27 protein-coding genes and 1 pseudogene are annotated in these 25,844 nt (G+C 57.5%); 9 read left to right on the top strand and 19 right to left on the bottom strand.

Features of this window, described 5'->3' with window-relative positions; genetic code table 11:
- Nucleotides 1-216: 216 nt before the first annotated feature.
- The 3 genes from ACTO3O_RS08195 to ACTO3O_RS08185 form a co-directional block, all read right to left on the bottom strand.
- Nucleotides 217-1,161: a ribose-phosphate pyrophosphokinase gene (locus tag ACTO3O_RS08195; protein ID WP_294594677.1), complete on the bottom strand. Its 945-nt coding sequence runs from the start codon at nucleotides 1,159-1,161 to the stop codon at nucleotides 217-219.
- Between the two features lie 72 nt (nucleotides 1,162-1,233).
- A complete protein-coding gene (gene yihA / locus ACTO3O_RS08190; RefSeq protein ID WP_297829544.1) occupies nucleotides 1,234-1,830 on the bottom strand; it encodes a ribosome biogenesis GTP-binding protein YihA/YsxC in 597 nt (198 codons plus the stop codon).
- Between the two features lie 18 nt (nucleotides 1,831-1,848).
- On the bottom strand, nucleotides 1,849-3,189 hold the full coding sequence (locus ACTO3O_RS08185) for an MATE family efflux transporter (RefSeq protein WP_297829548.1): 1,341 nt from the start codon (nucleotides 3,187-3,189) through the stop codon (nucleotides 1,849-1,851).
- An 82-nt stretch (nucleotides 3,190-3,271) separates the two neighbouring features.
- Here ACTO3O_RS08185 and ACTO3O_RS08180 point away from each other — a divergent pair, with 82 nt between their 5' ends.
- Complete coding sequence (locus tag ACTO3O_RS08180) at nucleotides 3,272-3,682, top strand: OsmC family protein (RefSeq protein WP_294594672.1); 411 nt, start codon at nucleotides 3,272-3,274, stop codon at nucleotides 3,680-3,682.
- Nucleotides 3,683-4,091: 409 nt separating this feature from the next.
- On the opposite strand, the gene ACTO3O_RS08175 is transcribed toward ACTO3O_RS08180, so the two are convergent.
- The gene (locus ACTO3O_RS08175; RefSeq protein WP_297625744.1) at nucleotides 4,092-4,961 is read right to left on the bottom strand and encodes a glucosaminidase domain-containing protein; all 870 of its coding nucleotides are present in this window, start codon (nucleotides 4,959-4,961) and stop codon (nucleotides 4,092-4,094) included.
- 171 nt (nucleotides 4,962-5,132) lie between these two features.
- On the opposite strand from ACTO3O_RS08175, the gene ACTO3O_RS08170 reads away from it, so the two are divergent.
- Together ACTO3O_RS08170 and ACTO3O_RS08165 are read left to right on the top strand one after the other, a co-directional pair.
- On the top strand, nucleotides 5,133-5,735 hold the full coding sequence (locus tag ACTO3O_RS08170) for a DUF4254 domain-containing protein (protein WP_297830440.1): 603 nt from the start codon (nucleotides 5,133-5,135) through the stop codon (nucleotides 5,733-5,735).
- Between the two features lie 42 nt (nucleotides 5,736-5,777).
- Nucleotides 5,778-6,818 (top strand): glycosyltransferase family 9 protein, encoded by a 1,041-nt coding sequence (locus ACTO3O_RS08165; RefSeq protein ID WP_298080599.1) that lies wholly within the window; start codon nucleotides 5,778-5,780, stop codon nucleotides 6,816-6,818.
- A gap of 108 nt (nucleotides 6,819-6,926) precedes the next feature.
- Here the strand turns inward: ACTO3O_RS08165 and ACTO3O_RS08160 are convergent, their stop codons facing one another.
- The 9 genes from ACTO3O_RS08160 to ACTO3O_RS08120 form a co-directional block, all read right to left on the bottom strand.
- The gene (locus ACTO3O_RS08160) at nucleotides 6,927-8,150 is read right to left on the bottom strand and encodes a 6-phosphofructokinase (protein ID WP_297625753.1); all 1,224 of its coding nucleotides are present in this window, start codon (nucleotides 8,148-8,150) and stop codon (nucleotides 6,927-6,929) included.
- A gap of 103 nt (nucleotides 8,151-8,253) precedes the next feature.
- A complete protein-coding gene (fbaA, locus tag ACTO3O_RS08155) occupies nucleotides 8,254-9,327 on the bottom strand; it encodes a class II fructose-bisphosphate aldolase (RefSeq protein WP_297625756.1) in 1,074 nt (357 codons plus the stop codon).
- A gap of 61 nt (nucleotides 9,328-9,388) precedes the next feature.
- Nucleotides 9,389-9,778 carry a thioesterase family protein gene (locus ACTO3O_RS08150; protein WP_297830444.1) on the bottom strand — a complete coding sequence of 130 codons (390 nt, stop codon included), beginning with the start codon at nucleotides 9,776-9,778 and terminating at the stop codon, nucleotides 9,389-9,391.
- A 22-nt stretch (nucleotides 9,779-9,800) separates the two neighbouring features.
- On the bottom strand, nucleotides 9,801-10,388 hold the full coding sequence (locus ACTO3O_RS08145) for a DNA-3-methyladenine glycosylase I (protein WP_294592934.1): 588 nt from the start codon (nucleotides 10,386-10,388) through the stop codon (nucleotides 9,801-9,803).
- Nucleotides 10,389-11,606: an FprA family A-type flavoprotein gene (locus tag ACTO3O_RS08140; protein ID WP_297830446.1), complete on the bottom strand. Its 1,218-nt coding sequence runs from the start codon at nucleotides 11,604-11,606 to the stop codon at nucleotides 10,389-10,391.
- Between the two features lie 21 nt (nucleotides 11,607-11,627).
- The gene (locus ACTO3O_RS08135) at nucleotides 11,628-13,130 is read right to left on the bottom strand and encodes a monomeric [FeFe] hydrogenase (RefSeq protein WP_482596685.1); all 1,503 of its coding nucleotides are present in this window, start codon (nucleotides 13,128-13,130) and stop codon (nucleotides 11,628-11,630) included.
- Nucleotides 13,131-13,399: 269 nt separating this feature from the next.
- Nucleotides 13,400-13,561, bottom strand: coding sequence for an ARID/BRIGHT DNA-binding domain-containing protein (locus ACTO3O_RS08130; RefSeq protein ID WP_297830449.1), 162 nt, complete (start codon nucleotides 13,559-13,561; stop codon nucleotides 13,400-13,402).
- 101 nt (nucleotides 13,562-13,662) lie between these two features.
- Nucleotides 13,663-14,190 carry a (4Fe-4S)-binding protein gene (locus tag ACTO3O_RS08125; protein ID WP_297830451.1) on the bottom strand — a complete coding sequence of 176 codons (528 nt, stop codon included), beginning with the start codon at nucleotides 14,188-14,190 and terminating at the stop codon, nucleotides 13,663-13,665.
- Complete coding sequence (locus ACTO3O_RS08120; protein ID WP_294592947.1) at nucleotides 14,183-14,500, bottom strand: hypothetical protein; 318 nt, start codon at nucleotides 14,498-14,500, stop codon at nucleotides 14,183-14,185. Before ACTO3O_RS08120 ends, ACTO3O_RS08125 begins: the two co-directional genes overlap by 8 nt.
- Before the next feature lie 158 nt (nucleotides 14,501-14,658).
- Here ACTO3O_RS08120 and ligA point away from each other — a divergent pair, with 158 nt between their 5' ends.
- The 5 genes from ligA (at nucleotide 14,659) to ACTO3O_RS08095 (ending at nucleotide 20,430) form a co-directional block, all read left to right on the top strand.
- Nucleotides 14,659-16,689, top strand: coding sequence for an NAD-dependent DNA ligase LigA (gene ligA, locus ACTO3O_RS08115; RefSeq protein ID WP_297830452.1), 2,031 nt, complete (start codon nucleotides 14,659-14,661; stop codon nucleotides 16,687-16,689).
- 79 nt (nucleotides 16,690-16,768) lie between these two features.
- On the top strand, nucleotides 16,769-17,656 hold the full coding sequence (dapA, locus tag ACTO3O_RS08110; protein WP_297830453.1) for a 4-hydroxy-tetrahydrodipicolinate synthase: 888 nt from the start codon (nucleotides 16,769-16,771) through the stop codon (nucleotides 17,654-17,656).
- A gap of 26 nt (nucleotides 17,657-17,682) precedes the next feature.
- Complete coding sequence (locus tag ACTO3O_RS08105; RefSeq protein WP_297830454.1) at nucleotides 17,683-18,474, top strand: DUF4919 domain-containing protein; 792 nt, start codon at nucleotides 17,683-17,685, stop codon at nucleotides 18,472-18,474.
- Between the two features lie 21 nt (nucleotides 18,475-18,495).
- Entirely contained in the window at nucleotides 18,496-19,899 is a 1,404-nt protein-coding gene (lpdA, locus tag ACTO3O_RS08100) for a dihydrolipoyl dehydrogenase (RefSeq protein WP_297830462.1), read from the top strand.
- A 144-nt stretch (nucleotides 19,900-20,043) separates the two neighbouring features.
- On the top strand, nucleotides 20,044-20,430 hold the full coding sequence (locus tag ACTO3O_RS08095) for a PH domain-containing protein (protein WP_297830455.1): 387 nt from the start codon (nucleotides 20,044-20,046) through the stop codon (nucleotides 20,428-20,430).
- Nucleotides 20,431-20,434: 4 nt separating this feature from the next.
- On the opposite strand, the gene ACTO3O_RS08090 is transcribed toward ACTO3O_RS08095, so the two are convergent.
- The 3 genes from ACTO3O_RS08090 to ACTO3O_RS08080 form a co-directional block, all read right to left on the bottom strand.
- Nucleotides 20,435-21,751: a hemolysin family protein gene (locus ACTO3O_RS08090; RefSeq protein ID WP_297830456.1), complete on the bottom strand. Its 1,317-nt coding sequence runs from the start codon at nucleotides 21,749-21,751 to the stop codon at nucleotides 20,435-20,437.
- A gap of 700 nt (nucleotides 21,752-22,451) precedes the next feature.
- Nucleotides 22,452-22,604, bottom strand: coding sequence for a hypothetical protein (locus ACTO3O_RS08085; RefSeq protein WP_294591330.1), 153 nt, complete (start codon nucleotides 22,602-22,604; stop codon nucleotides 22,452-22,454).
- Between the two features lie 42 nt (nucleotides 22,605-22,646).
- Nucleotides 22,647-22,871, bottom strand: a complete 225-nt coding sequence (locus ACTO3O_RS08080; RefSeq protein WP_298080590.1) for a hypothetical protein — start codon at nucleotides 22,869-22,871, stop codon at nucleotides 22,647-22,649.
- A 52-nt stretch (nucleotides 22,872-22,923) separates the two neighbouring features.
- Between ACTO3O_RS08080 and ACTO3O_RS08075 the strand changes: the two are divergent.
- Nucleotides 22,924-24,183 (top strand): annotated as a pseudogene (locus ACTO3O_RS08075) (malic enzyme-like NAD(P)-binding protein); the annotation flags it as partial.
- A gap of 23 nt (nucleotides 24,184-24,206) precedes the next feature.
- Here the strand turns inward: ACTO3O_RS08075 and ACTO3O_RS08070 are convergent.
- From ACTO3O_RS08070 to ACTO3O_RS08060, 3 genes are all read right to left on the bottom strand, one after another.
- The gene (locus ACTO3O_RS08070) at nucleotides 24,207-24,629 is read right to left on the bottom strand and encodes a WG repeat-containing protein (RefSeq protein ID WP_297830459.1); all 423 of its coding nucleotides are present in this window, start codon (nucleotides 24,627-24,629) and stop codon (nucleotides 24,207-24,209) included.
- A gap of 26 nt (nucleotides 24,630-24,655) precedes the next feature.
- Nucleotides 24,656-25,321 carry an MBL fold metallo-hydrolase gene (locus ACTO3O_RS08065; protein WP_297830460.1) on the bottom strand — a complete coding sequence of 222 codons (666 nt, stop codon included), beginning with the start codon at nucleotides 25,319-25,321 and terminating at the stop codon, nucleotides 24,656-24,658.
- Between the two features lie 106 nt (nucleotides 25,322-25,427).
- A complete protein-coding gene (locus ACTO3O_RS08060; RefSeq protein ID WP_297830461.1) occupies nucleotides 25,428-25,577 on the bottom strand; it encodes a hypothetical protein in 150 nt (49 codons plus the stop codon).
- Nucleotides 25,578-25,844: the final 267 nt, after the last annotated feature.

Here is a 25,844-nt window from a genome sequence, read left to right as displayed (position 1 = left end):
TTGTTTCGTTGGGCTGTGGTTTTCCGGCGGGGGCGCATTGGGGTAATACTCGCATTATAGCGCCCCGCCGAGAAAACCCAGCCCGACAGACTCACGAAGACTGAGGACTGCGGAGCGTAAGGAGTAGCGTAGCTATCATAAAAGTTTTTGGTGCCGCTTTTTCCAAAAAGCGGCAGTTCCAGCCGAGTAGGTACAATTAAACCAAATACCGGATGTTTAGAAAATAAACATCGAACTGATCTCCTTGTAGTTATACACCCGTTCCACCACATCGGCAAAGATATCCGCCACCGTCAAAACCTTGAACTTCGAGATATCTTTTCCCTCTTTCAGCGGAATAGTGTCCGTCGTAATAATCTCATCCAGCGCACTCTCCGCAATCCGTTCATAAGCCGGCCCCGAGAGAACCGGATGGGTCACCACCGCCCGCACCGAAAGAGCGCCCATATTCTTCATCATATCCGCCGCTTTGGTAATCGTCCCCGCCGTATCGATCATATCGTCGAACAGAATGACATTCCGCCCCTTCACCTCTCCGATCGCCGTCATCTCGCTGACCACGTTCGGTTTCGACCGGTGCTTGTGGCAGATCACCATCGGAGCGCCCAAGTATTGTGCATAAGCGTTCGCCCGCTTCGATCCCCCGATATCCGGCGTCGCCACCGTCAGGTTTTCGATACAGAGGCTCTTGATATACGGCACGAAGACCCCGCTGGCATACAGGTGATCCACCGGTACATCGAAGAAACCCTGAATCTGGTCGGCATGCAAGTCCATCGTCATAATCCGGTCGACCCCCGCCGCATGCAGCAGGTTGGCCACCAGCTTAGCCCCGATCGAGACCCGCGGACGGTCTTTCCGATCCTGCCGCGCCCATCCGAAGTAAGGCATGATAGCCACCACCCGTTTCGCCGAAGCCCGTTTCGCCGCGTCCACCATCAGCAACAGCTCCATCATATTATCCGCCGGCGGAAAGGTCGAGCAGACGACGAAGACGGTGCACCCGCGAATACTTTCGTCATAGGCCGGTTGAAATTCGCCGTCGCTGAATTCTAGCACGACGGAGTTGCCGAGTTCCGATCCATGGTGTTTCGCGATTTTTTCGGCCAGATAGCGCGAGTTCCGGCAAGCGAAGAATTTGATTTTGGAGGATTCGCTCATGATCGTGTGCGATGCGGATAAAGTGTGATGTGTAAAGTTGTTTCCGATTTGCGGCAAAGGTACTCTTTTTTTTCAGCTTCCGGCTAAACAATTTTCAATAAAATCCAGAATTTCGTCACGTCCCCTCCCCTTCTCCGACGAGGTGACGAAGAGCTGGGGAAGCTCTTCCCACTCTTCGCCCAATCGCTGTTTGTAGGCTTCGATATTGCGGTGCAGCTGGCTCTGGGAGAGTTTGTCGGCCTTGGTGAAGACGATGCCGAACGGTACGCCGTGGGTGCCGAGAAAACGGATGAATTCGAGGTCGATCCGTTGCGGCTCGTGGCGCGCATCGACCAGCACGAAGAGGTAGTAGAGTTGTCGGCGGTTTAGGATGTAGCCGGTGATGAGCGACGAGAAACCGCTCCGTTCCTGCCGCGAGACTTTGGCATAGCCGTAGCCGGGCAGGTCGACCAGTGCCCAGCGGTCGTCGATGACGAAATGGTTGATCAGCCGGGTCTTGCCGGGCGTGCCGGAGACCTTCGCCAGCCCGGGACGACCGGTCAGCATGTTGATAAGCGACGATTTGCCGACGTTCGAACGGCCGATAAAGGCGAATTCGGGACGGTCGTCCGGCGGACATTGCGAGACTTTCTGGCTGCTGCACAGAAAGGTGGCGAAGGTAATGTTCATGGGCGTGTGGTCGGATTGTTAGATTCGTTTGCTACGCCAGTCGGCTTTCCGCATATAGAGGTAGGCCAGCGAGAACATCACGAGGCCGTAGACGTGTTCGGTCGTCCAGCACCAGGCCACGTCGGCCCGCAGGCGGATCACGACGAGGTAGACGTAGAGCGCATAGGTCACGATGGCGATCATCTCCAGCGTAAAGGCGGCGCGGGTGTTCCCGGTTCCCGAAACGGTGTTGAACCAGATGAAGGCGGCGGTCTGGAACAGATAGGCGGTGGTCATGACGGTCAGGGCGGGCACCGAAGCGGCGATCAGGGGCAGGTTGTCGGTGTAGATGCGCAGCACGAACTGCGGCCAGATCAGGATGATCGTCATCAGGGGCAGGATGATCCAGTAGCACATCCGCACGATGCGCCAGACGGTGGACATGACGTCGCGGCTCTGCTCGGCGCCGATCATGTTGCTGACCAGCGAGCTGGAGGTGGTGGCGAACGAGCTGGCGATGATGAAGAGCAGCGAGGAGATGCTCCGCACGATATTGGTCACGGCCAGCGGTCGTTCGCCGAGGTGTTCGACGGCGACGAAGAACATGAACCAGGTGCTGACGGCGACGAATTGTTGCACCATCGTCCAGGCCGAGAGGTTCAGGATGTGCCCCAGCTCCCGAAACCGGAACCGCACGCGTCGGAAGAGGTCGTATCGCCGCCAGTCGATTCGGGTCGAGGTGTAGACGGCGAAGAATACTAACGATACTAATTCGGCCACGGAGGAGGCGATGGCGGCCCCGGCGATGCCCAAAGCGGGCAGTCCGAAGCGTCCGAAGATCAGGCCGTAGTTCAGGACGACGTTGCTGAGCACCATAACGATGGAGTTGGCGGTCAGAATCTTCGTCCGCGTAATCCCGACATAAAAGGCGCGGAAAATAACGGCGAGGAAGATGAAAAAGAAGCCGTATATCCGCCAGTTCAGGTACTCCAGCGTGGCGTGGTAAATCTCTTCCGAGGTGATGAGCCGGCTCAGCAGCCGGGGGGCGCAGAAGCGGGAGAAGAGATAGACGAGGGTGGCCAGAAAGAGCAGGAAAACGGCGCTCTGCTGAAAAATCGGACCGATCTCGCGGTAGCGTTCTTCTCCGTTCCGGCGGGCCATCAGGATTTGGGCGCCGACGCTGAACCCGAATCCGAGCATGAAGACGGCGATATAGTAGACGCCTCCCAGGGCGGAAGCGCCGAGGGCGATCTCGCCGGCATGACCGCCGAGCCGCCCCAGGAAGGCGGTGTCGGTCAGCCCGATCAGGTGCTCCATCAGCAGGCTGAGGAGGATCGGAAAGGCGATGTGCCAAATGGTTTTGTGGGTATAGGGTGTCATGGGATCGGTGAGGAAAAGGGTTGCAAAGGTACGAAAATATGCCGTATCTTTGGGGTGTTCAACTCTAAAAAATCAAAGGATTATGGCAGTTACTGTACATACCCGCTATCTGGGCGGGTTGCGCACCGAAGCGGAACATTTGCAGTCGGGTAACCGGATTACGACGGATGCACCGACGGATAATCAGGGAAAGGGGGAATTTTTCTCACCGACGGATTTGCTGGCTACTTCGCTGGGGAGCTGCATGCTGACGATTATGGGGATTGCGGCGCGTACGCACGGTTTCGATATCGACGGTACGGAGGTGGAGATTACGAAGGTGATGGGTACGGCTCCGAGGCGGGTGGTGGAGATTGTGGTGGAGCTGACGTTCCCGTCGGACTATGAACCGAAGGTGAAGAAGATTCTTGAAGCGGCGGCACATGAGTGCCCGGTGGCCAATTCGCTCCATCCGGATCTCAAGCAAACGGTCATCTTCCATTTCGGAAAATAACCTTTTTGCTTTGATTTCGTTGTTTGGGTTTGAGGGTACTGTTCTTTTTAACTTCGCTGCGCTCGTTTTCCTCCTCGCCGCTCGGCAATTCGCAAACTTTGTTTGCATTGCTCTCGCTGGCAGCGTCGGTTGTGAACAAAAAGAACCAAAAAAACTTTCGAGCGCATCCCTGCGGGATGCTCTGGCCGTGTCTGCCCGAGTGGTTGGGCTGTGTTTTCTCGGCGGGGCGCTATAATGCGAGAATTACCCCAATGCGCCCGCGCCGGAAAACCACAGCCCAACGAACAAGGCGGAGAGAACCCGTGGTCGGCCCAACGGGACGACCTCTGCAAAAGTCTTTTGGGTACCTTTTCTTCAGAAAAGGTACGGTTCCGTCCAGCCCAAAGCAATAATACCACAGAAAAAGGAATTAGCGTAAGCGGAGTTCCTGGCCGACTCGCGGCGGGAAATGACGGATCGTCGGGTTCATCTTCTGGAGACTGCGGAGCTTGATCCCGTAGCGTTGTGCCACCGCGTGATACGAATCCCCCTGTTCGATCGTATGGATTCGGGCCAGCGCCGCCCGTTTGCGTTTCGGACTGATGTAGACCGCAGTGCCCGCCGGAAGCGGGAACGCGCTGCTCAGGTCGTTGAGTCGCAGCAACCGGCGAATCGGCATGTTGTACTGTTCGGCGATGGAGGCGAAACTTTCCCCCTCTTCCGACACGATGTACCGAACATTGTTGTTCTGTTCGATGACATGCCGGTGAATCGGCTGCTGTTGTTGCGGCGCCTCGATGACGGGATCGCCACTCGGTTCCCGTCGTTCTTTGCGGTGTCCGAACAGCCCGCCCGGGCCGGCCGGACGATCCAGCAGATAGAGCCGGTTTTTCTCGATCAGGTCGATCAGCAGCTCCGGGTATCTCGGATTCGTGGCATACCCGGCCTCTTTCAACCCGTAAGCCCAACCCTTGTAGTCCGTCACGTCGAGCTCGAACAGCCGCGCATACCGGGGCGATTCGGTCAGGAATTTCGAGTGGTCACGGTAGGAGTGCTCCGCGTTACGGTATTTCCGGAAACACTCCCCTTTCGCGTCGTCATCGTGGTGGATCGTTTCGCCGCGCCACGAGCCTTTGCACTTGATTCCGAAATGGTTGTTGCCCTCGACCGCCAGCCGGCTCCCGCCGTTGCCCGATTCCAACAGCCCCTGAGCCATCGTGATGCTGGCCGGGATATGGTACTCTTTCATCGTCCGGATCGCCAGCTGTTTGTAGGTGTCGATATACTCCTGGGTACTCATTTTGTATTGGGCGCAGGCAGCGGCCGGCCACAAAACGAGGAGCGGGAGCAGATGACGGGCGATTCGGTTCATAACCTGAGGGAGGGAATGTGTGGTGCAAATGTAGAAAATCGGGGCTTTCCGGCAAAAATTGTTTTATCTTTGCCCGCGCAACGAAAATTGTTTTTGAAAATGTTTACGGCACGCTGTAACGAAATATTCCGACAGGCCATAGAAGATTATCATCGTCGCGATCAGGTCGATACGCCGATCGAAAATCCGTATCCGGCGGGAGAGATCGACCATCTGTTGTATGCCAAGAACTGGATCGATACGGTGCAGTGGCATCTGGAGGATATCATTCGCGATCCGGAGATCGATCCGGCGACGGCGCTGACCATTAAGCGGCGGATCGACGCCTCGAATCAGGAGCGGACGGATATGGTGGAGTATATCGACAGCTATTTTCTCGACCGATACAAGGCGGTGACTCCGGGCGCGGAGGCGCGGATCAATACCGAGACACCGGCGTGGGCGGTGGATCGTTTGTCGATTCTGGCGTTGAAAATCTACCACATGGAGCAGGAGGCGGGGCGCGAGGAGGCTTCGGCGGAACACCGGGTGGCTTGCGGACGGAAGCTGGAGGTGCTGCGGGTGCAGCGGGAAGACCTCTCGCAGGCGATCGAGGAGTTGCTGGCGGACATCGAGGCCGGGCGGAAATACATGAAACTCTACAAACAGATGAAGATGTACAACGATCCGGCGCTGAATCCGGTGTTGTATGCAAAAAAATAGACCCTCTACCCGATCGTGAAGGCTGCTCCGAAGAAAATATTGGTGATTCGTTCTTCTGCCATGGGCGACGTGGCGATGACTGCGCCGGTACTGGCGCAGGTGGCGGCGGCGTATCCGGAGGTGGAGATCGTCTTGCTGACGCGGCGGTTCTACGAACCTTTCTTCGACGGAATCGACCGGTTGACGATCCATAATATAAATATAGATCAGGGGCAGGCGCATCGGGGGATTAAGGGATTGGTGCGGTTGTACAGAGAGTTGCGGAGGTGTTGTCCGGGGGTGGAGATGGTGATCGACTTGCAGGATAAGATTTATTCCAAACTGTTGCGGAAATTTTATCGGTTGGCGGGGGTGAAAACATTTCACATCGATAAGGGACGGGTGGAGAAGAAACACCTGACGGCGGTGCCGGGTAAGGGAAAGGTGATGAGGCAGTTGCGGACGAGTATCGACCGTTATGCGGATGTCTTTCGGGAGGCGGGTTTCGAATTGGGGACGGTTCCGGCAGCGCTCTCTTTTTATCGGCGGGAGCGGACGGTGCCGGCGGGTTTGGGCTTTTCGAAGGGAGCGGGAGAGGTGTGGATCGGGATCGCGCCGTTTGCGCAACACCAGGGAAAGGTCTATCCGTTGGAGAAGATGCAGGAGGTGATGCGGATGGTGGGAGAACGGTGGGCGTCGGCCCGGATGTTTATCTTCGGCGGCGGCGAGGAGGAACGGAGACTGGCGGAGTTGGCGGTGGCTGAGGACGTATCGGGGCGGGCGGTTTCGGTGGTGGGGCGGTTCGGGCTGTGGGAGGAGATGGATCTGATGGCGAATTTGGATTTGATGGTCTCGATGGACTCGTCGGCGATGCACATGGCGTCGTTGGTGGGGGTGCCGGTGGTTTCGGTGTGGGGGGCGACGCATCCGTATGCCGGTTTTCTGGGATTGGGACAGGCGATGGAGGATGCGGTGGGGCTGGAGTTGGATTGCCGCCCGTGTTCGGTTTATGGACACAAGGTTTGCTGGCGGGGGGATTATGCCTGCATGAATGATTTGGCTCCGGAGGCGGTGTTCGAACGGATGGTGCGGCGGTTGGGGTGAGAGAGGTGCAGCGGGGGCCGGGAATTTTAATTAAAAGAGAAAGGGCTGTTTCCATTTCAATGGAAACAGCCCTTTCTCGCATGAGAGCCTATCGGAAACGAGCCTGAGCTATCGTTCCCATTCGAGAATCTTGTAGAAGTCGTATTCTTCCGGGTCATCGACATATTTCGATGCCCCTTTGTAGTCCTCCCGGGTGATGTAGTGCAGGTTGTTTTGGATGATTTGCTGCACTTTTCTGGATTCGACGTCCACCAGACGGGGCATGATCTTGCCCTCTTTGTCCGCCACGCTGTCCATGAAGAGCGGTTCGACCGAGCCGTCGCGGCCCACGGTCACCATACAACCCGAGTGTCCCGCCTTGTAGAGTTCGTACACCCCTAACCCCAGCTGGGTAGCATACGAGAGGTCGTAGGCGATCGGTCGGCAGCAGCGCAGTTCATATCCCATCTCATTCGGCCGGCTCTTGACCTTGATGCGCAAGGTCTTGAGTTTCTGTTGCACGAGCATGTTGAAGATGTGCGACTTGCTGACGTTCCCCAGCTCCGGATGTCCGTGTTCGTCGTAGGTGAACTGGACGCCGGTGTTGATGATCTCTTCGTCGTTCATGAAGTGGAAGACGCCTTCCGAGATCACCGCCACGCCGTAAGGAATCCCCATCAGCCGACGTTTCACCATCGACGAAATAACCAACCGGGCGATCTTGTCGAACGTAATCGGGGTCTTGTTGAACATTTCGGGGATGACGATCATCGGATAGTGGCAGGCTGAGCCGATCCCGAAGGCCAGGTGTCCGGCTTCGCGCCCCATGGCGGAGACGACGAACCAGTTGCCGCTCGTTCTGGCATCTTCGTAGAGCGTGGTGGCCAGTTTCACCCCCTCTTCCTTTGCGGAGTTGTATCCGAAGGTCGGATAGCCGGCCGGCAGGGGCAGGTCGTTGTCGATGGTCTTCGGTACGTGGATGCTGGAGACGTCCAGACCTTTGCTTTTCAGAAATTTGGTCAGCCGGTTGGCGGTCGAAGCGGTGTCGTCTCCGCCGATCGTGACGAGTACTTTGACGTTGTACCGTTCGAAAAAGTCGGTGCGGAACTCCTTGTCGGCCGGTTTGTAGCGGCTCATTACCAGGGCGGAGCCTCCCCGGCAGTAGATGTTGTCGGCGGTTTCGAAGTCGAGGTAGACGAAGTCGGGTTCGTCGCTGACCAGGCTTTTGTAGCCGCCGTTGAGTCCGATCACCTGATAGCCGTTCTGGCTGAAGATTTTCGTCACGGCGCTGATGACCGTATTGATGCCGGGTGCAGGGCCGCCGGCACAGAGTATTGCGACTGCGTTTTTCATGGTATGTGTCGAATACGATTGGTTTCGGTTATGAAACAAACGGCCCCAGTGGGATTGGGGCCGTTTGTCTGGAAATTGTCCTGTGTGTTTGCGGAGTTATGGATTACAGCACGTTCACGCAGTTCAGGTTATCGAAAGCGATTTTCATGCGTTCGATAATCGAGGCTTCGCCGGCCCGCAGCCAAACGCGCGGATCGTAGAATTTCTTGTTCGGTTTGTCTTCGCCTTCCGGATTCCCGAGCTGCCCTTGCAGGTAGGCTTCGTTCTTCTTGTAGTACTGGCGAATCCCGTCCCAGAAAGCCCACTGGGTGTCGGTGTCGATGTTCATCTTGATAACCCCGTAAGAGATCGCTTCGGCGATTTTTTCCGGTTCGGAGCCCGACCCGCCGTGGAAGACGAAGTTCACCGGTTTGTCGGTCGGCGTATGGAGGTTTTTGTGGATATAGGCCTGCGAGTCGCGCAGAATCTTCGGTTCCAGCACTACGTTCCCCGGTTTGTAAACCCCGTGTACGTTCCCAAACGATGCTGCGATCGTAAAGTTCGGGCTGATCTTCATCAGGGTTTCGTAAGCGAGGCAGACGTCTTCCGGCTGGGTATAGAGTTTCGAAGCGTCGACGTGCGAGTTGTCCACCCCGTCTTCTTCGCCGCCCGTGATCCCGAGTTCGATTTCGAGGGTCATCCCCATCTTGGCCATCCGGGTGAGGTATTTCGAGCAGATTTCGAGGTTCTCTTTCAGCGGTTCTTCGCTCAGGTCGAGCATGTGCGAGCTGAAGAGCGGCGTGCCGGTCTCCGCGAAGTGTTTTTCGCTGGCATCCAGCAGGCCGTCGATCCACGGCAGCAGCTTCTTAGCGGCATGGTCGGTGTGGAGAATCACCGGAATCCCATAAGCCTTGGCTACCGTATGCACGTGTTTGGCAGCGGCGATAGCCCCGAGCACCTGTGCCTCCTGGCCTTCGAGTTTCAGCCCTTTCCCGGCTACGAAAGCAGCCCCGCCGTTCGAAATCTGGATGATAACGGGCGAATTGACTGCCGCAGCCGATTCGAGCACGGCGTTGATGGTGTCGGTCCCGGTCACGTTCACCGCCGGAATGGCAAAGCCTTTTTCTTTGGCATAGGCGAACAGCTGCCCTACTTTGTCTCCGGTGAGCACACCGGCCGGAAATTTTTTGTCACTCATTATGTGTTGGATTTTAATTAGTTGATTGTGCGCTGTTGGAATTATCTCTCCAAATTTACGATTATTTTCCGATTCGGGCCATAAATTTTTGCACATCGACGATAAAACGGGTATGGGTTCCCTCGCCGATAACGGCTCCGGAGGAGTCTTGCGCCGTGACGGCGAAGTCGATCCGCCTTCCGTCCGTATGGGTGACGGCGGCGGTTGCCGTGATCGTATCGCCGATGGCTGTGGCCCGATTGTGGGCGATTTGTAACGAAATGCCCACGCTGCTTTCCGCTTCAGGGGTCAGGAACGGGGCGATGGCCTGCATGGCCGCCTGCTCCATCAAAGCTGCCATCGCCGGCGTCCCCAGTACCGGCAGGTCGCCGGAGCCTAAGGCCGCTGCGCTGTGCGCCTCGGTCACGACCAAAGTGGCGGTGTAAGAGGCGGCGAGAGGTATCGGTTGCATAGGTGTGTTTGAAAATCGTTGTTTAGCGTGTTTTGCCGCTTCTACAGAGGCATCCCTCCAAGTGGTCGTCCACAAAGCCGGTGGCCTGTAAAAAGGCATAACAAATCGTGGAGCCGAAGAAACGGAAGCCTCGTTTTCGCATATCCCGGCTCATGGCGTCCGACTCCGGCGAGGTGGCGGGAATTTCGGCCAAGGTCTCGAAATGGTTCACAACGGGCAATGGACGATCACCGAAGAAGGTGAGGATGTACCGGTAAAAACTTCCGAACTCTTTCTGAATGGCCATGAACCGTCGCGCGTTCTCGATGGTGTGACGAATTTTCAGCCGGTTGCGGACGATCCCGTCGTGGTGCATCAAGCGTTCGACCTCTGTCTCCGGATCCATCCGGGCGATTTGCTCGACGTCGAAGCCGTGGAAAGCCTCCCGGTAGCCCTCCCGCTTGCGCAGGATGGTCAGCCACGACAAACCAGCCTGTGCGCTTTCGAGTACCAGAAATTCGAACAGGGTACGATCGTCCGTTACAAGACGTCCCCACTCCCGGTCGTGGTATTCGACATAGAGCGGGTCTGTTCCGGCCCAGCCGCAACGGCCGTCGACGAGGTTTTCCATCTATTGTGCGTCGCAGTTTTTCAATACAGTCGCCATCCCCTGTGCGATAGCGTCGCAGGCGGCGAGTTTTTCCGGTGTCGGGGTGCCGAACACATCCACCGGATCAGCCACCAAAGGCCAGCCGATTTGTTCGGCGAAAACTTTCAGGTTCTTCACCCCTCCTCCGTTCCAGCTGTACGAGCCGAAGAGCCCCAAGGCCTTATTCTTTACGCCCATGTGGAGCAATTCGGTGGTCAGCCGCTCGACGGTCGGGAACATTTGGGCATTGTAAGCGCAGCTGCCGAGGATGATCCCCCGGTACCGCCATACGTCGTCGATCAGGTATGAGAGGTGTGTCTTCGAAGCGTCCCGCACGCGGATGTCCCGAATCCCCGCTTCCGCGCATTTCCGGGCGATGTAATCCGCCGTCGCTGCGTTGTTGCCGTACATCGAGCCGTAGATAATCACGACTCCCGGTTCCGCTTCATACCGGCTCCAGCGGTCGTACAGGTCGATCACTTTTTTCGGTTCGCTTCGCCAAACCGGCCCGTGAAGCGGGCAAATGGTATCGATTGGTACCGATCCGAGCTTGGCGAATGCCTTCTGTACCATATTGCTGTACTTCCCGACGATATTGGAGTAGTATCGCCGCATTTCGCCCAGGTATCTGGTGTCGAAATCGGCAATTTCGTCGTCGAAAATCGCTCCGTCCAACGTCCCGAACGTCCCGAAAGCGTCGCCCGAGAACAGGATGTGTTCGGTGGTGTCGTAGCTCATCATGGTCTCCGGCCAGTGCACCCACGGAGTCATCACGAATTGCAGTTTATGATGGCCCAGATCGAGCGTATCGCCCTCCCCTACTTCAACGAGGTTTTCGGTGATGCCGTAATAGCCTTCCAGAATCTTGAAGGTCTTGCAGTTTCCCACGATCCGCACCTGCGGCCACCGACGGACGATGTCTCCGATTTCGCCCGAATGGTCGGGCTCCATATGGTTGATAACCAGATAGTCCAACTCTGTCCGTCCCGCTTCGGTCAGGAGCCGCTCGATCCATCCCACGTAATCTCCTCCGGTTCCCATCTCGATGGTGTCGAGCAGGGCGGTTTTCTCGTCCGTAACCAGATAGGAGTTGTAGCTCACCCCGTCCGGCAGAGGCCACAGGTTTTCGAAAAGGTGTTTTCTCCGGTCGTTGGTGCCGAGCCAATAGATCCGGTCGGTTACTTTTACTTTCAAGTCCATATCTTGTAGTGTATCCGTTGTTTACTTGGTTTCGGGTTGCTCTTTGGCCAACTCTTTGACCTGTCGGGTGGCGATCTTGGGATTGGCGATGACGTTGCATCCGTTGACGCATCCCCCTTCGCAGGCCATCACTTCGACCATATTGCCCGGACAATTCTTGGCATATCCTCGCATTTCGCGAATGGTCTGTTTGTCGATGCCGTTGATGACGATCGGCCGGATCTGTTCGCGCTCCTTTGCGGACAGGGCTCCCGCCACCGCGCTCATCACCCCTTCGCTCGCCGCATAGCCGCGGCTGCTGGCCAGAATTTCGCCGTCCAATGCGGTTTTGCTGTCGGCGAAGGTGTCGACGCCCATCGCTACGAGCATCGTGCCGAGCTCTTCGAAACTCAGCATCAGGTCGACGTTCGGATCGGCGTAGGCCTCTTTCCGCTTGGCCACGCACGGCCCGATAAAGACCAGCGTGGCATCCGGATACTGCTTCCGGGCAATCTCTGCGGTGTAGTACATCGGGCTCCGGGTGTGCGAAACGTAGGGCACGATCTCCGGCATGTGTTTGTGCGCCAGCATGTAATACGACGGACAGCAGGAGGTGGTCATAAAGTCCTGGTCGCCGTCCAGCACCTTTTCGGCCAACTCGGCCGCTTCATTGGCTGTTGTCACATCGGCCCCTTTGGCCACTTCGATCACGTCGTCGAACCCCAGTTTTCGGATGGCGCCGATGATATTGGCGAGCGAGGTCTTGAATTGTCCCGCCACGGCCGGGGCGACGAGCGCCACGGTCGGTTTATCCGACTGAAAGGATTTGAAGAGTTCGATCAGGTGGGACTTTTCGACCACGGCTCCGAACGGACAGGCGGAGAGGCAGCGTCCGCAATAGATACATTTCGCCGGGTCGATATGTTCTTTGCCGTGTTCGTCTTTGCTGATGGCTCCCACGGGGCAAGACTCCTCGCACGGCACGGGAATGTAGACGATGGCGTGGAACGGGCAGTTTTTCATGCACTGGCCGCAATTGACGCATTGGGTCGGATCGATATGCGCCTGTCCGTTGGCGAAATGGATGGCTCCTTTGTTGCAGTTGACTTCGCAGGGCCGGGCCACGCAGCCCCGGCACATGTTGGTGACGACGTAGTTGACTTTCACGCATGCCGAGCAGGCGTCGGTCATCACGGTCAGCGGATTTTCGGAGATCTCTTTCCGGTCGAACGCGCGCCGGACGTATTCGGCGAGCGGGGTCATCTCGTCTTCCTCTTCTTCAATGCCGAAGCCGAGTATCCCCATGGCGCGGTATTTCAGGATGGCGCGGTCTTTATAGATGCAGCAACGGGAGACCTCTTCGTACCCTTTCGGCCGCATTTCGTAGGGGATGCGGTCGATCTTTTCTTCCAGTCTGCCGGCGTGGAGCAGTTTGACGATGCGCGTGAGGAGTTCGCGCCGCAGGATCATGGTGTTGTTGGTGACGGCCATAGCGAAAGGGTTGTCCGTAGGTCGGTAATGGATCGGATTTTTGTTTGTCGTCAAAGATAATACTTTCCGGCGGAAATTTCGGCATTTGGCGGGTTGTCGGTTTTCCTGCGTCGGGTTAGGTGCTCCGTTTATTCCGAGAGGCAACGCAACGGAAGACCGAAGGAGCGACTGTATATACGGTTAGGTAGAACATCTTGTGCATGAAACCATAGGAAATATCCGCGAATTCCGCTAACAGTGGAAGACCAACTACATCCGGCATTACAGAGATGCCACAGTGCGCCCCCACCGTCATTGCGGTAGCCCGAGGCGGTTTTCTCTGTTTATTCCGAGAGGCAACGCAACTGAAAACCGCAGGCGCGGTGGTGCGCGGTGCTGGGATTGAGGTACGCCACGCCGAAGCCCATATATAAGCTCCGGTAGTGGTTTCCCGAATCAACAGACGTGAACGACCAGTTGTACCCGTCGTTGCTGACGCCCCACAACGCGCCTTCGCCGTAGCCGCGGCTGCCCGGGGCGGGGATTAAGACGTCTTAACGGGTTTCGAAAACAAAATAATAGGAAATAAAAAAGGCTTTCGGTGAGGTTATTTCCGAAAGCCTGATTCGATGTGCGATCCGTCGCAGAAGGGTTGGTTTTCCGACCGGCCGCATCGACAAAAAACAGTTCGTCTGTTCAATCCCCTCTCCCCGATCTCCTTTCCCGTCCAGTCGATGATCCGGAAATTGCCGGACATGGTCAGCGGCTGTCCTTCCCGAAACAGAACGGTGGTCTCTCCTGCCGAAGCAGGGGGCGCTCCGCCGATTTTTTGTTCCGCGGCAGGCGCAGAAAACAGACGCCCTAAATGCGTCGTGTCGAACAGCTTGTGCGAATGTTTCTTTCCTGCTATCGTTCGTTCCGGATCGTTCCAAAAGAAGGTCAGTGCCTGACTCGGACACCGTTCGACGATGTCGATAATCTCTTCGGTTTCGGCCGCGCTCAGGTCGATCCACGGTCGCCGCACCGGATCGAACACCCGACGCAACGACCGGAAGCACACCCCTGCATGGATGCACTCGGCCGGCTGCCACACGACGGTGATCGTCCCGTTGCTGTATTTGCGATTGTTATTCATCGTCTTCGTCCGACGTATCGGCGATCTGTTCGGCACCCGATATTTCGTCGTTGTCGTCTTCGTAATAATCTTTTTCGAGTTCCTCTTCCGGTTTGGAGTCGATCTTGACATCGACTTTCACCAGGTAGCTGATCTCGTCGGTTTCGAACGGAACGACGTAGAAAAAGTCGCCGCTCGGCTTGTCTATGCGGATCAATGCCTCGCCGTATCCGTGCGGATAGGTCGCTTTGAAAGCCTCCAATTGATCGGAGCCGAGGTTCGCATAGCTGATAATCACGCGTTTTTTCGCGTTTCCCGCTTTGGTAGCCATAGTGTTTCGCAGGTAGTCTCTGGTCGTTGGAAATTTTCTGCAAGTATAAAACAAAAATTAAAACCGCAGAATAGTCCGGTTGTTTTTCTTTCGTCGTGCGATTGTTATATCTTTGGAAGCCGCTTGGGGCGGTTGCACGAAACCGTTTTTCTCTACCTATGGACAATACGAAGCAAAAAATAGACCATTTGCGTCGGGTGCTCGACCGGCTGAACTATGATTATTATGTACGGAATGCGCCGGCGGCCGAAGACCGCGAGTACGACCGGATGATGGCCGAACTGGCCGCTCTGGAGGCTGCGCACCCGGAGTTCGCGGATCCTAATTCGCCGACGCATCGCGTGGGGAGCGACCTGACCCGGGAGTTCCAGCAGGTGGCCCACCGATATCCGATGTTGTCGCTGGCCAACACCTACTCCGAGGAGGAGGTGCGCGACTTCATCGCGCGGGTCGACAGGGAGACCGCGGTGCCGACGGCATACTGTTGTGAACTGAAGTTCGACGGGACGGCGATTTCGCTGACGTATGAAAACGGGCGGTTTGTGCGGGCCGTGACGCGGGGCGACGGGACGCAGGGCGACGATGTGTCGGCCAACGTGCGGACGATCCGCAGCATCCCGATGTCGTTGCAGGGCGGCGGATGGCCGGCGTATATGGAGGTGCGGGGCGAGATTTATATGCCCCACGAGAGTTTCGAGCGGCTCAATGCCGAGCGGGCCGATATCGGCGAGGAGCCGTTCGCCAATCCGCGCAACGCGGCCGCCGGGACGCTCAAACAACAGAACTCGGCCGTCGTGGCGAAGCGGGGGCTCGATGCCGTGCTCTATGCCGTACAGGCGGATGCACCGGTGGCGGCGTCGCATTACGAAACGTTGCAAAAGTTGCGGGAGTGGGGCTTCAAGACCTCTTCGGCAGTGCAGTTGTGCCGGTCGGCGGAGGAGATTATGGCCTACATCCGGCATTGGGACAAGGCCCGGCACGAGCTGCCTTACGAGACGGACGGGGCGGTGATCAAGGTGGACAGCACCCGGTTGCAGCGCGACCTGGGGGCGACGGCCAAGGCGCCGCGGTGGGCGGTGGCTTATAAGTTCAAGGCGGAGCAGGCGGTGACGCGGCTCGTGTCGGTCGATTTTCAGGTCGGACGGACGGGAGCCATTACGCCGGTGGCCAATCTGGAGCCGGTGCGGCTGGCCGGGACGACGGTTCGGCGGGCGTCGCTGCACAATGCCGAGCAGATCGAACTGCTGGATATCCGGGTGGGCGATGCGGTGCGGGTCGAAAAGGGGGGCGAGATCATTCCGAAGATCGTCGGGGTCGATCTGGCGCAGCGGCCGGCGGAGAGCGTGCTGTTCCGGTACATTACGCACTGTCCGGAGTGCGGGACGCCGCTGGTCAGGGAGGAGGACGAGGCGAAACACTATTGTCCGAACGCCACGGGATGTCCGCCGCAGATCGTGGGGCGGATCGTACACTACATTTCGCGCAAAGCGATGAATATCGAGGGGCTGGGAGACGAGACGGTGCAGCTCTTGTACAACAACGGACTGCTGGGCGATATCGCCAACCTGTACGACCTGGAGGTCGAGCATCTGGTGCCGCTGGAGCGCCTGGGGCGGAAGTCGGCGGAAAATATCGTCGGAAATATCGCCGGATCGGTCGAGGTGCCTTATGCCCGGGTGTTGTTCGCTATCGGAATCCGGTATGTGGGCGAGACGACGGCCCGGAAGCTGGCGGCGGCGATCCCTTCGATCAACGCCCTGATGACCGCTTCGCGCGAGGAGCTGCTGGAGGTGGAGGAGGTCGGGGGAAAGATCGCGGACAGCATTCTCGCCTACTTCGCCGACCGGCGGAATGTCGAGATGATCGACCGGTTGCGGCGGGCCGGGGTGCAGTTGCAGGCGGTGGAGCGGGCCAGACTGTCGGAGGCGCTGGCCGGGAAGAAGATCGTGATTTCCGGAACGTTCGACCTCCATTCGCGACCGGAGCTGAAGGAGTTGATTGAGCTGCACGGGGGGACGAATCAGAGCAGCGTGTCGAAGGCGACCGACTATTTGCTGGCCGGTTCGGGTATCGGGCCGAAAAAGCTGGAGACGGCGACGAAGCTCGGGGTGCGGATTATTTCGGAGGAGGAGTTTATGGAGATGATCGGAGGAGAGATGTTAAAAATTCAACAAACGACGCTCTTTTAGTTGAAATTCCGGAAGTCGGGTGTAATCCCCGGGGAATAAGCGTAACTTTGCCGTATTACCATTTTTTTTCAGAAATATCATGTCACTTCAATTGAAAGGCGTAGGCGTCGCATTGGTGACGCCGTTTACCGAAGGCGGAGCGGTCGATTTTCCGGCACTGACAGCGTTGATCGAACATGTGACGACGGGCGGGGTCGATTATTTGGTGGTGCTGGGAACGACGGGCGAACCGGCCACGATGACGGCGGAGGAGCGGCACTGTGTCGTGCGGCACTGCGTGGCCCACAATCCGGGCAATCTGCCGATCGTGGTGGGGATCGGGGGGAATAACACGGCGGAGGTGATCCGGACGATGCAGACGTTCGACCTGGAGGGGGTGAGCGCGATTCTCTCCGTGACGCCTTACTACAACAAACCGAATCAGGCGGGGCTGTATGCCCATTTCAGCGCGATTCTGGAGGCGGCGCCGCTGCCGGTCATCTTGTATAATGTGCCGGGCCGGACGGGGGTCAATATGACGGCAGAAACTACCTTGAAGCTGGCGCATGCTTTTCCGGGGCGGGCGATTGCCGTTAAGGAGGCGTCGGGGAACCTGTCGCAGGCGGCTTATATCCTGCGCGATCGGCCGGAGGGCTTTTTCGTCCTTTCGGGCGACGACAACCTGGCGATGGCGCTGGTGGCGATGGGAGGCGACGGGGTAATTTCGGTGGCGGCGAATGTCTTTCCGGATACCTTCTCGTGCATGATCCATGCGACGATGGCGGGAAATATCGCGGATGCGGCGCCGCTGAACCTGACGTTGCACGAGGTGACCGATTTGCTCTTTGCCGAAGGGAATCCGGTGGGGGCCAAGGGGGCTTTGGCGATCAAAGGGCTGATGGGAAATAACTTGCGGTTGCCGCTCGTGCCGGCGAGTGAGGGGCTGTTGGCGAAAATCAAGGCCCAGATCGACCGGTACGGATTGTAGGGGATTTTTCTTAAGAGAAAAGAGGTATGCGAAAATTCTGGGCAGGGCTCTTGTTGTTCGTTTTCGGGACGGCGGAGGCGCAGCAGGCGGACACGATAGGGGTTGCGGCGCCGGACTATCGGCGGATTGTGGCCGAGACGGCGGATATCGCTTCGCCGTACTACTATCCGCGGCTCTTCGGGCGGTACGAGCGGGGCGATACGACGCTGACGGTCGAGGATTTCCGATACCTCTATTACGGCTACTCGGAACAGAGGGGATACAAACCGCTGTTGAGTTCGCCGTATGCGGACAGTCTCGAACGCGCGTTCGGCAAGAAGACGCGGCTGGAGGCGGAAGACTATCGGCGGATCGTGGGGTTTGCGCGCGAGATACTCCGGGAGGAGCCGTTCAGCATGCGGGATTTGAACGTTTTGGCTTTCGCCTACCGGATGCTGGACGAACCGGAGCGGGCGGCGGCACAAATGTTCAAAATACGCGGCATTCTGGAGGCGATCCGTTCCACGGGGACGGGGCTGCGAGAGGAGTCGCCGTGGTATGTGATCTACCAGCGCGATGCGCAGGATGTGCTGAACCTGATCGGAGCCCGGTTCACGAAGCTCATTATTTTGACGCGGAACGTGGAGTATGCACCGGTCTACAACATGCCGGACGACGGGAGCCGGGGCGGCCGGAAAAACAAGGGATACTATTTCGACTACAGCGAGGTGTACAAGCGGCGGCCGGACTATCTGGACGAGGTGCCGAAGCGCAAACGCAAGTTCGAGATCAATCCGCTCTACAATCCGCGGTCGAAACAGAATATTTTACCGAAATAATACAGTACGAACAGCATGGAGATGTCATACGACGTGATGGTGATCGGCAGCGGGCCGGGCGGATATGCGGCAGCGATTCGGTGTGCGCAGCTGGGGCTGCGGACGGCGGTGGTCGAACGGGCCGAATTGGGTGGAACATGTCTCAATTGGGGGTGTATCCCGACCAAGGCGCTGTTGAAAAGTGCGGAGGTTTTTCGTTACGCTTCCCATGCGGCGGAGTACGGGGTGGATATTGCGGCGGGAGCTATGAAAGCCGATCTGCCGGAGATGGTGGCTCGCAGTCGGGGCGTGGCGGAGCAGATGAGCAAAGGGATCGATTTCCTGCTCAGGAAGAATAAGGTGGAGGTGATTGTCGGGGCGGGTTCGCTGACTGATGTGCCGCATACGGTGGCGGTGACGGCGGGGGACGGGACTACGGCCATCTATGAGGCTCGGCATATCATTCTGGCCACGGGGGCGAGGCCGAGGGAGTTTCCGTCGATTCCGGTGGACGGACGACGGGTGATTACTTCGCGTCATGCTTTGACTTTGACGGAGCTGCCGGAGTCGATGGTGGTGATCGGTTCGGGAGCGATCGGGGCGGAGTTCGCTACTTTTTTCGGTACGTTGGGAACGAAGGTGACGATCGTGGAGTACGCGCCGAACCTGGCGCCGTTGGAGGACGAGGAGATTTCGAAACTTCTGGAGCGGGCGTTCCGCAAGGCGAAAATCGCGGTGATGACTGCGACGGAAGTCAAACAGGTAGCAGTGGACGAAGCGGCCGGGCTGTGCCGGGTGAGCGTGGCGGGGAAGAAGGGCGAGCAGGTGTTGGAGACGGAAGTGGTTCTGTCGGCGGTGGGGATTGCGGCCAACACGGAGGGGATCGGATTGGAGGCGGCGGGGGTGCGGATTGAGCGGGGGAAAGTCATTGTGGACGAGCACTATCGGACTTCGGTCGAGGGGGTTTATGCCATCGGGGATTTGATACCGACGCCGGCATTGGCCCATGTGGCGACGGCCGAGGCGATCCATTGTGCGGAGTTTATTGCGGGTCTTGCACCGGAGGCGGTGGATTATGCCGTGGTGCCGTCGTGCATCTACACGACGCCGGAGGTCGCGTCGGTGGGGCTGACCGAGGCACAGGCGACGGAGCGGGGATATACTGTGCGTGTGGGGCGTTTTCCCTACACGGCTTCGGGCAAGGCGACGGCGGCGGGGAACCGGGACGGGATGGTGAAGTTGATTTTCGATGCCGAGACCGATCGGTTGCTGGGGGCGCACCTGTTCGGGCTGAATGTCACGGAGATGGTGGTCGAGCCGGCCTTAGGATTGACTTTAGGGGCGAAGGCGGAAGACGTTATCCGCACGATCCACGCCCACCCGACGATGTCGGAGGGGGTGATGGAGGCGGCTGCGGCGGCGTACGACGAGGCGATCCATCTTTAGCATTAAATCGGATAAACCATGGAAAATCGTAACATCTCGTTGCCGTTTCATTGGAGCGGCGCAGTGTGGGCGGTGACTATAGTGTTTTTGCTTGTTTTGGTTGGAGTGGGCTTCCATTTGGAATCACTCGGGTGGCCGACAGAGGTGCTTTGGTTGAAGTATCTGTTGTTTCTCGTTTTTCTGGTCTCCTTTTTGGTGGTGTTGGGCTATATGCCGATACGTCTGAAGGCAGACGGGGAAAAGATAGCTGTCAGCCGCTTGTTCGGCGCGCTGGAGATTCCGTTGAGCGAGGTGATCAGCGTAGCCCCGATTTCGAAATCTTATATCAACGGTTCGATACGGACGTTCGGGAGCGGTGGAGCGGGCGGCTATTTAGGTCGATTCAAAAATAAGACGCTGGGCCGTTATACGATGTATGCCACGGAGCTGAAGCACTTGGTGCTCGTTCGGACACGACAGAAGAAGTATGTCTTCAGTTGTACGCAGCCGGAGGAGTTCGTGGCATACGTTCAGGCACGGTTGAAGCGATAGCGGATTAGCGATCGGCGGCAGTTTCCGCTGCCGCCTTTTCCCGATTCGTGACCCGCAGTTTGGCCACGCAGCTCGCATTCATCTGTACGATTTCGAACGAGAGGTGGCGATAATCGAAGCGGTCGCCCGTCTCCGGAATTCGGCCCAACAGGAACATAGAGAGGCCGCTCAGGGTATCGAAATTCTCTTTTTGTAGCTCGTCGCAGGCCACGATACCCATCTCTTCCATAAAATCGTCCACACTGTACGTGCCGTCTACCAGCACGGAACCGTCCTCCTGCACGACATAGGCCGGATCGTCGCAGGTTCCGTCTTCATCCGGAATCTCGCCCAGAATGCTTTCCGCCAGGTCGTTCAGTGTAATCACCCCCTCCACGACACCGTATTCGCTGATAACCACTCCGAAACTGCATTTGTGTTGCTTGAACAGATCGAGCACGCGTTGTGCCGAGAGGTTTTCCGGAATCAGCAACGGTTCGACGGCGATCGAGCGCAGGTCGAAACGGGCATTCCGACGGAGCAGGCCGATGATGTCTTTGACCGAAACCATACCGATGATGTCCGAAGTGGAGTCGCCGCACAGCAGATAGCGCGTATGGGGCGCTTCGGAAATCGTGTCGATGACCTCTTCCCTGCCCTGCCCGGCGAAGAGATAGACGACGTCTTTGCGATGCGTCTTGAGCTCCTTGGCGTGTTTGTCCGTAAAGCGGAAGACGTCGCGAATCATTTCGGTCTCCTCTTTTTCCAGCAATCCCTGTTCGGTGCTTTGCCGGAGAATCATTTTGATCTCCTCCTCGTTGAGCGAACGTTCTTTGCTGGTTCGTACGCCGAGGATTTTATTGACCAGTTTGGTGGAGACGCTCAACATCCAGACGAACGGATACGAGATGCGTGTCAGGCCGCACATCATGGGGGTGAGCATCATGGCGATTCGTTCGGGGTTGCCCAGCGCGATGGATTTCGGGACTAATTCGCCGATAATCAACGAGAAATAGGTAATCAACCCGACCACGGTAATCAGCGACAAGTCGCGGGCATAGGGGGCTAAAAAGGAGACCCGGGCGAACCACGGTTCGACATCGTCGGCCAGGGCGACGCCGCCGAATGCCCCGGAGACGATGCCGATCAGGGTGATTCCGATTTGGATGGTCGAGAGGATGGTTTCCGGATCGTCCAGCAGTTCGAGGGTTCTGGCCGCCCGTCTGCTTCCTCGGGCCGTTTCGCTTTGCAGGCGTGCCCGGCTGCTGGAGATCAGCGCGATTTCATACATGGCGAAAATGCCGTTCAGGAGGAGGAGTAAGAAAAGAATGACGATTTCCATAGTCCGTTGCGGATCAGTAAAATAGGTGGATTTTTGAGGTGGGTGATAAATCTGTTCAGGGGGGTAAGTTAATCAATTAGTCTATCAAATTAGCGGCCAAATTGGGAATTCGTGCGATGATTTTGTGAAAAAGTGGGGATAATCCGGATTTGTTGCGGGCAATTTCGGGGGTAGAGGTACGGTTTCTTTAGGCGGTGGCGCGCGAACGATGGGTTGGTGAGGCCGACACGGGGCGGTGCTTTGGGCTGTGCTTTCAGGCGAGGACGAATAGGGCGGGCTTCTGCGGCTCTTTGAGCCGCGCAGTTCGCCGCCACCCCATGCGGCGGGCTGCAACTCGACGGAGCTCGTTGCGCCTCCGCTGGCGGCGACTGCAAACAGGGCGGGGACGAACCCGGCTGAAAAAATAGTGCTTTTGCGACCCTTTAGGGTCGTGGGGGGCGAAGCTTCCCGCCGCGGAGGCCCGCAACTCGCTATGCTCGTTTTAGGCCCCGCAGGCTTCGACCCGCTCGGACGACAAGGCCGAACCTGAAAGATGTAGGTTGTGGATTGGGCCGAGCTCCTGCGGCTCGCAGAGCCGTGCGGGCTGGAGCCACCCCCGGCGTAGGGCCGCCACTTCGCGGTGCTCGTTTGGCCCACGCTGGCTCCGGCCCGCTAAAGTTCGGCTATATATAGCCAGTTTTACGTGCTGCTCGGCCCCCGTTTATTCCGAGAGGCAACGCAACGGAAGACCGAAGCCACGAGCATTCGCATCGTTGAGAACGAGCCACGTCACACCGAAGCCCAAGTTTATGCCGTTGGTGTCGCTAATTGAAGCAGACCAGCTGGCGCTGCCGCTGCCGACGAGCTCCAGCATGCCCGAAGTACTGTTGCGGACGCCCGGGGCAGCTTGCTCTGTTTATTCCGAGAGGCAGCGCAACTGAAAACCGTAGACACGGCGGTACGCGAGACTCGGTCCGAGCCACGTCATGTCGAAATCCAGTCGGATGCCGTAGATACCGTTTGTGGCGGAAGACCAACTGTACCCATTACCGCCCACGATCACTATGCCCGAGACATCGCTGAGGAGACCCGGGGCGGAACGTTGGGGAAATCGAGTCGAATCATTCGTTGCAGAGGACAACGAATGACGTTTTTTGACTAACTTTACCACTGAATATCATATCTTTCATCCGATGAAAAAGCAAGATAAAGAAGCGCTGCTCTATCATAGCTCCGAACCCAAAGGAAAACTGGGCGTTGTTCCCACCAAACCCTACACCACCCAACACGACCTCTCGATGGCTTATACCCCGGGCGTGGCGGTGCCCTGTATGGAAATTTACGACGATCCGGAGAAAATCTACGAATATACCAACAAAGGCAATCTGGTGGCTGTGATTTCGAACGGCACGGCCGTGTTGGGACTCGGCGATATCGGCCCGGCGGCCGCAAAACCCGTGATGGAGGGGAAAGGACTGTTGTTCAAGGTGCTGGCCGGAATCAATGTATATGATATCGAGATCGATACCACGGATGTGGATCGTTTCGTGGAGACCGTCAAGGCGATTGCGCCGACCTTCGGGGGGATCAACCTGGAGGATATCAAAGCGCCCCAGTGTTTCGAAATCGAACGACGGCTCAAAGAAGAGGTCGGCCTGCCGCTGATGCACGACGACCAGCACGGAACGGCGATCATTACTTCGGCCGCCCTGCTCAATGCTTTGGAGATCGTGGGGAAACGCATCGACCGGATTCAGGTCGTTGTGAACGGCGCGGGAGCTGCTGCGACAGCTTGTGCGCGGCTCTATTTGCACCTGGGGGTTAGGCCCGAAAATCTGGTGATGTGCGACAGCAAAGGAGTGATCAGCGTGCGACGAACGAACCTGACGCCCGAAAAGGCACAGTTTGCGACCCGGCGCGAGGTGAATACGCTGGCCGAAGCTTTGGTCGGCGCCGATCTTTTCTTGGGCGTCTCCAAAGCAGGGGTGCTGACAGCTGAGATGGTGCGGACGATGGCCGATGACCCGATTGTCTTTGCATTGGCCAATCCCGATCCGGAAATTCCGTATGAAGCGGCCAAAGCGTCGCGTCCCGACCTGATTTTCGCCACCGGGCGGAGCGACTATCCGAATCAGGTCAATAACGTGCTCGGTTTTCCGTACATCTTTCGCGGGGCGTTGGATGTACGAGCCACGGCTATCAACGAGGAGATGAAGGTAGCGGCGGCACAAGCGATCGCCGGGTTGGCGAAAATGCCGGTCACGGACGAAGTGCTTCAGGCCTATAATTTAGAGGAGCTGGCTTTCGGACGGGACTATCTGCTGCCCAAACCGTTGGATCAACGCCTGCTCGTGACGGTCTCGGTGGCCGTGGCCAAGGCGGCGGTCGAATCGGGTGTCGCGACCAAAATCATTACGGATTGGGAGGCCTATGCAGCCGGTCTGGCACGGTTGGCCGACCGTATCCGACAGGGGCGTTATTGATTGCGGTGAAGAGAGACCGACCCTTTGACTTTTCGGCCTTTGGGGTCAATCTCTTTCCATCGGTCGCTCTCCCAATAGAAGTGCTCGCCGATCCAGACTTTGCGTGCCCGGCGAGCCACAGTAGCGTGTCCGTCCCGAAACGGATAGGCGGCTTCGTAGTGCGGTCGGATCACGACGCGACCCGTCGTGTCGGCATATCCGATTCGTCCGTTGCGTCCTACGATTCGAAACAGACCTTCCGAAACATAATCCGGGCCGTTGTCGAATAGGTAGGCATCGTATTTTTTGCGACTCTCCCGGTCGGCCAGTTCGGCGGATTTCGGATCATGGCGACGGAGGCCGGAGCGATAACCGGCGCAACTGCCGCAGAGCGCAAGTGTCGCGCCGGCGCAGAGGATGACGGTGAGGCGGTTCATGGCAAGCGATGGGTGTATTGGGGTGATTATCGCACCTGCACGACGGCCAGCTGTTCCTGGATCCGTTTCCGATCCACCGTCTCATAATGATATGGATAGAGGTATTCCGGTTCGATGATTTTGGCCGCTTCGATAAACTCCTCTTCGCTCATCGTATAGGGCAGCATCAGGGGGAGAAAAGCGATAAAAATAAAGTTCAACTCCCGCATTTCCGGAATCAGTTCGGTGTCGCCGGCGATGTAAATCCGTTTTCCGTCGATGGTCAGCAGATAACCGTTTCCCTCCCCTTTCGGGTGGAACGGTACGCCGGGTCTCCGTTCCCGGACGATGTTGTAGGCCGGCAGGGCCCGGATGCGGATCGAGCGGTTGTAGTCTGTCGTATCGCCGTTGGCCAGTGTGATGATCCGTTGGGTGAATCCGTCGGCCCGCAGCCGTTCTGCGGCTTTCGGCGGTGCGATAAAGACGGTCTGATCGGTCGCGATGGCGCGTAGCGCCTCGGGGTCGTAATGGTCATAGTGATCGTGGGTGATGAGAACCGTCGTGGCTTTCGGAAGCCTCGTATAATCGGCCCCTTCTCCGTATGGATCGACGGCGATTAGCTCATCCTCATAACCTATATAAAGCGCCGCATGGCTGATACGCGTCACGCTGATCGGGCCGTAGTAATCGGTGGTGTCGGGTTGTGCTTTCATGATGTTTGTGGGTTTGGGAATAAAGGTAGCATTTTTCGTGCCGAAATCGGAGCGTTTTTGGGGAAAATGGAGGGGCTATTTTTGCTGAGGTTGGAGGCTGTCCTGTTTATTCCGAGAGGCAACGCAGCTGAAGACCGCTGGCCCGGTGTACCGGATAGTTTGAGCCGAATCCCGTCGCGTCGAAGTACAAGTATACGCCATAGATATCGCTGACAGTGGAAGTCCAGCTGTAGCCGCCGTTACCGACCACCCACACCGAGCCTGAACCGTAACCGCGGTGGCCCGGGGCGGCCGCTCGGCACGCGAACCGGGTAGCCTCTGCCCCAATGGTCGCCTCTACCCTAAGTGCTTCTATCTCAAATAATCGGCCTGCCTCGGCTTCAAGTTGGGGCAGACACAGCCAGTAGAACGCCCTGTGGGCGCGTTTATTCCGAGAGGCAACGCAACGGAAGACCGAAGGAGCGACTGTATATACGGTTAGGTAGAACATCTTGTGCATGAAACCATAGGAAATATCCGCGAA

The sequence above is a fragment of the Rikenella sp. genome (assembly GCF_056799795.1).
The sequence above is the reverse complement of the archived record's forward strand: the minus strand, read 5'-3'. Positions and strand labels throughout refer to the sequence as shown.

Excerpts from the sequence above, each read along its gene's own strand:
- ACTO3O_RS08170 (WP_297830440.1), top strand. The coding sequence starts at position 5,133 with ATGTTTACGGCACGCTGTAACGAAATATTCCGACAGGCCATAGAAGAT.
- ACTO3O_RS08140 (WP_297830446.1), bottom strand. The coding sequence starts at position 11,606 with ATGGACTTGAAAGTAAAAGTAACCGACCGGATCTATTGGCTCGGCACC.
- ACTO3O_RS08125 (WP_297830451.1), bottom strand. The coding sequence starts at position 14,190 with ATGAATAACAATCGCAAATACAGCAACGGGACGATCACCGTCGTGTGG.
- ACTO3O_RS08150 (WP_297830444.1), bottom strand. The coding sequence starts at position 9,778 with ATGCAACCGATACCTCTCGCCGCCTCTTACACCGCCACTTTGGTCGTG.
- ACTO3O_RS08185 (WP_297829548.1), bottom strand. The coding sequence starts at position 3,189 with ATGACACCCTATACCCACAAAACCATTTGGCACATCGCCTTTCCGATC.
- ACTO3O_RS08065 (WP_297830460.1), bottom strand. The coding sequence starts at position 25,321 with ATGAAAGCACAACCCGACACCACCGATTACTACGGCCCGATCAGCGTG.
- ACTO3O_RS08180 (WP_294594672.1), top strand. The coding sequence starts at position 3,272 with ATGGCAGTTACTGTACATACCCGCTATCTGGGCGGGTTGCGCACCGAA.
- lpdA (WP_297830462.1), top strand. The coding sequence starts at position 18,496 with ATGTCATACGACGTGATGGTGATCGGCAGCGGGCCGGGCGGATATGCG.
- dapA (WP_297830453.1), top strand. The coding sequence starts at position 16,769 with ATGTCACTTCAATTGAAAGGCGTAGGCGTCGCATTGGTGACGCCGTTT.
- ACTO3O_RS08070 (WP_297830459.1), bottom strand. The coding sequence starts at position 24,629 with ATGAACCGCCTCACCGTCATCCTCTGCGCCGGCGCGACACTTGCGCTC.
- ACTO3O_RS08175 (WP_297625744.1), bottom strand. The coding sequence starts at position 4,961 with ATGAGTACCCAGGAGTATATCGACACCTACAAACAGCTGGCGATCCGG.
- ACTO3O_RS08120 (WP_294592947.1), bottom strand. The coding sequence starts at position 14,500 with ATGGCTACCAAAGCGGGAAACGCGAAAAAACGCGTGATTATCAGCTAT.
- ACTO3O_RS08090 (WP_297830456.1), bottom strand. The coding sequence starts at position 21,751 with ATGGAAATCGTCATTCTTTTCTTACTCCTCCTCCTGAACGGCATTTTC.
- ACTO3O_RS08105 (WP_297830454.1), top strand. The coding sequence starts at position 17,683 with ATGCGAAAATTCTGGGCAGGGCTCTTGTTGTTCGTTTTCGGGACGGCG.
- fbaA (WP_297625756.1), bottom strand. The coding sequence starts at position 9,327 with ATGAGTGACAAAAAATTTCCGGCCGGTGTGCTCACCGGAGACAAAGTA.
- yihA (WP_297829544.1), bottom strand. The coding sequence starts at position 1,830 with ATGAACATTACCTTCGCCACCTTTCTGTGCAGCAGCCAGAAAGTCTCG.
- ACTO3O_RS08085 (WP_294591330.1), bottom strand. The coding sequence starts at position 22,604 with ATGCTGGAGCTCGTCGGCAGCGGCAGCGCCAGCTGGTCTGCTTCAATT.
- ligA (WP_297830452.1), top strand. The coding sequence starts at position 14,659 with ATGGACAATACGAAGCAAAAAATAGACCATTTGCGTCGGGTGCTCGAC.
- ACTO3O_RS08195 (WP_294594677.1), bottom strand. The coding sequence starts at position 1,161 with ATGAGCGAATCCTCCAAAATCAAATTCTTCGCTTGCCGGAACTCGCGC.
- ACTO3O_RS08160 (WP_297625753.1), bottom strand. The coding sequence starts at position 8,150 with ATGAAAAACGCAGTCGCAATACTCTGTGCCGGCGGCCCTGCACCCGGC.
- ACTO3O_RS08145 (WP_294592934.1), bottom strand. The coding sequence starts at position 10,388 with ATGGAAAACCTCGTCGACGGCCGTTGCGGCTGGGCCGGAACAGACCCG.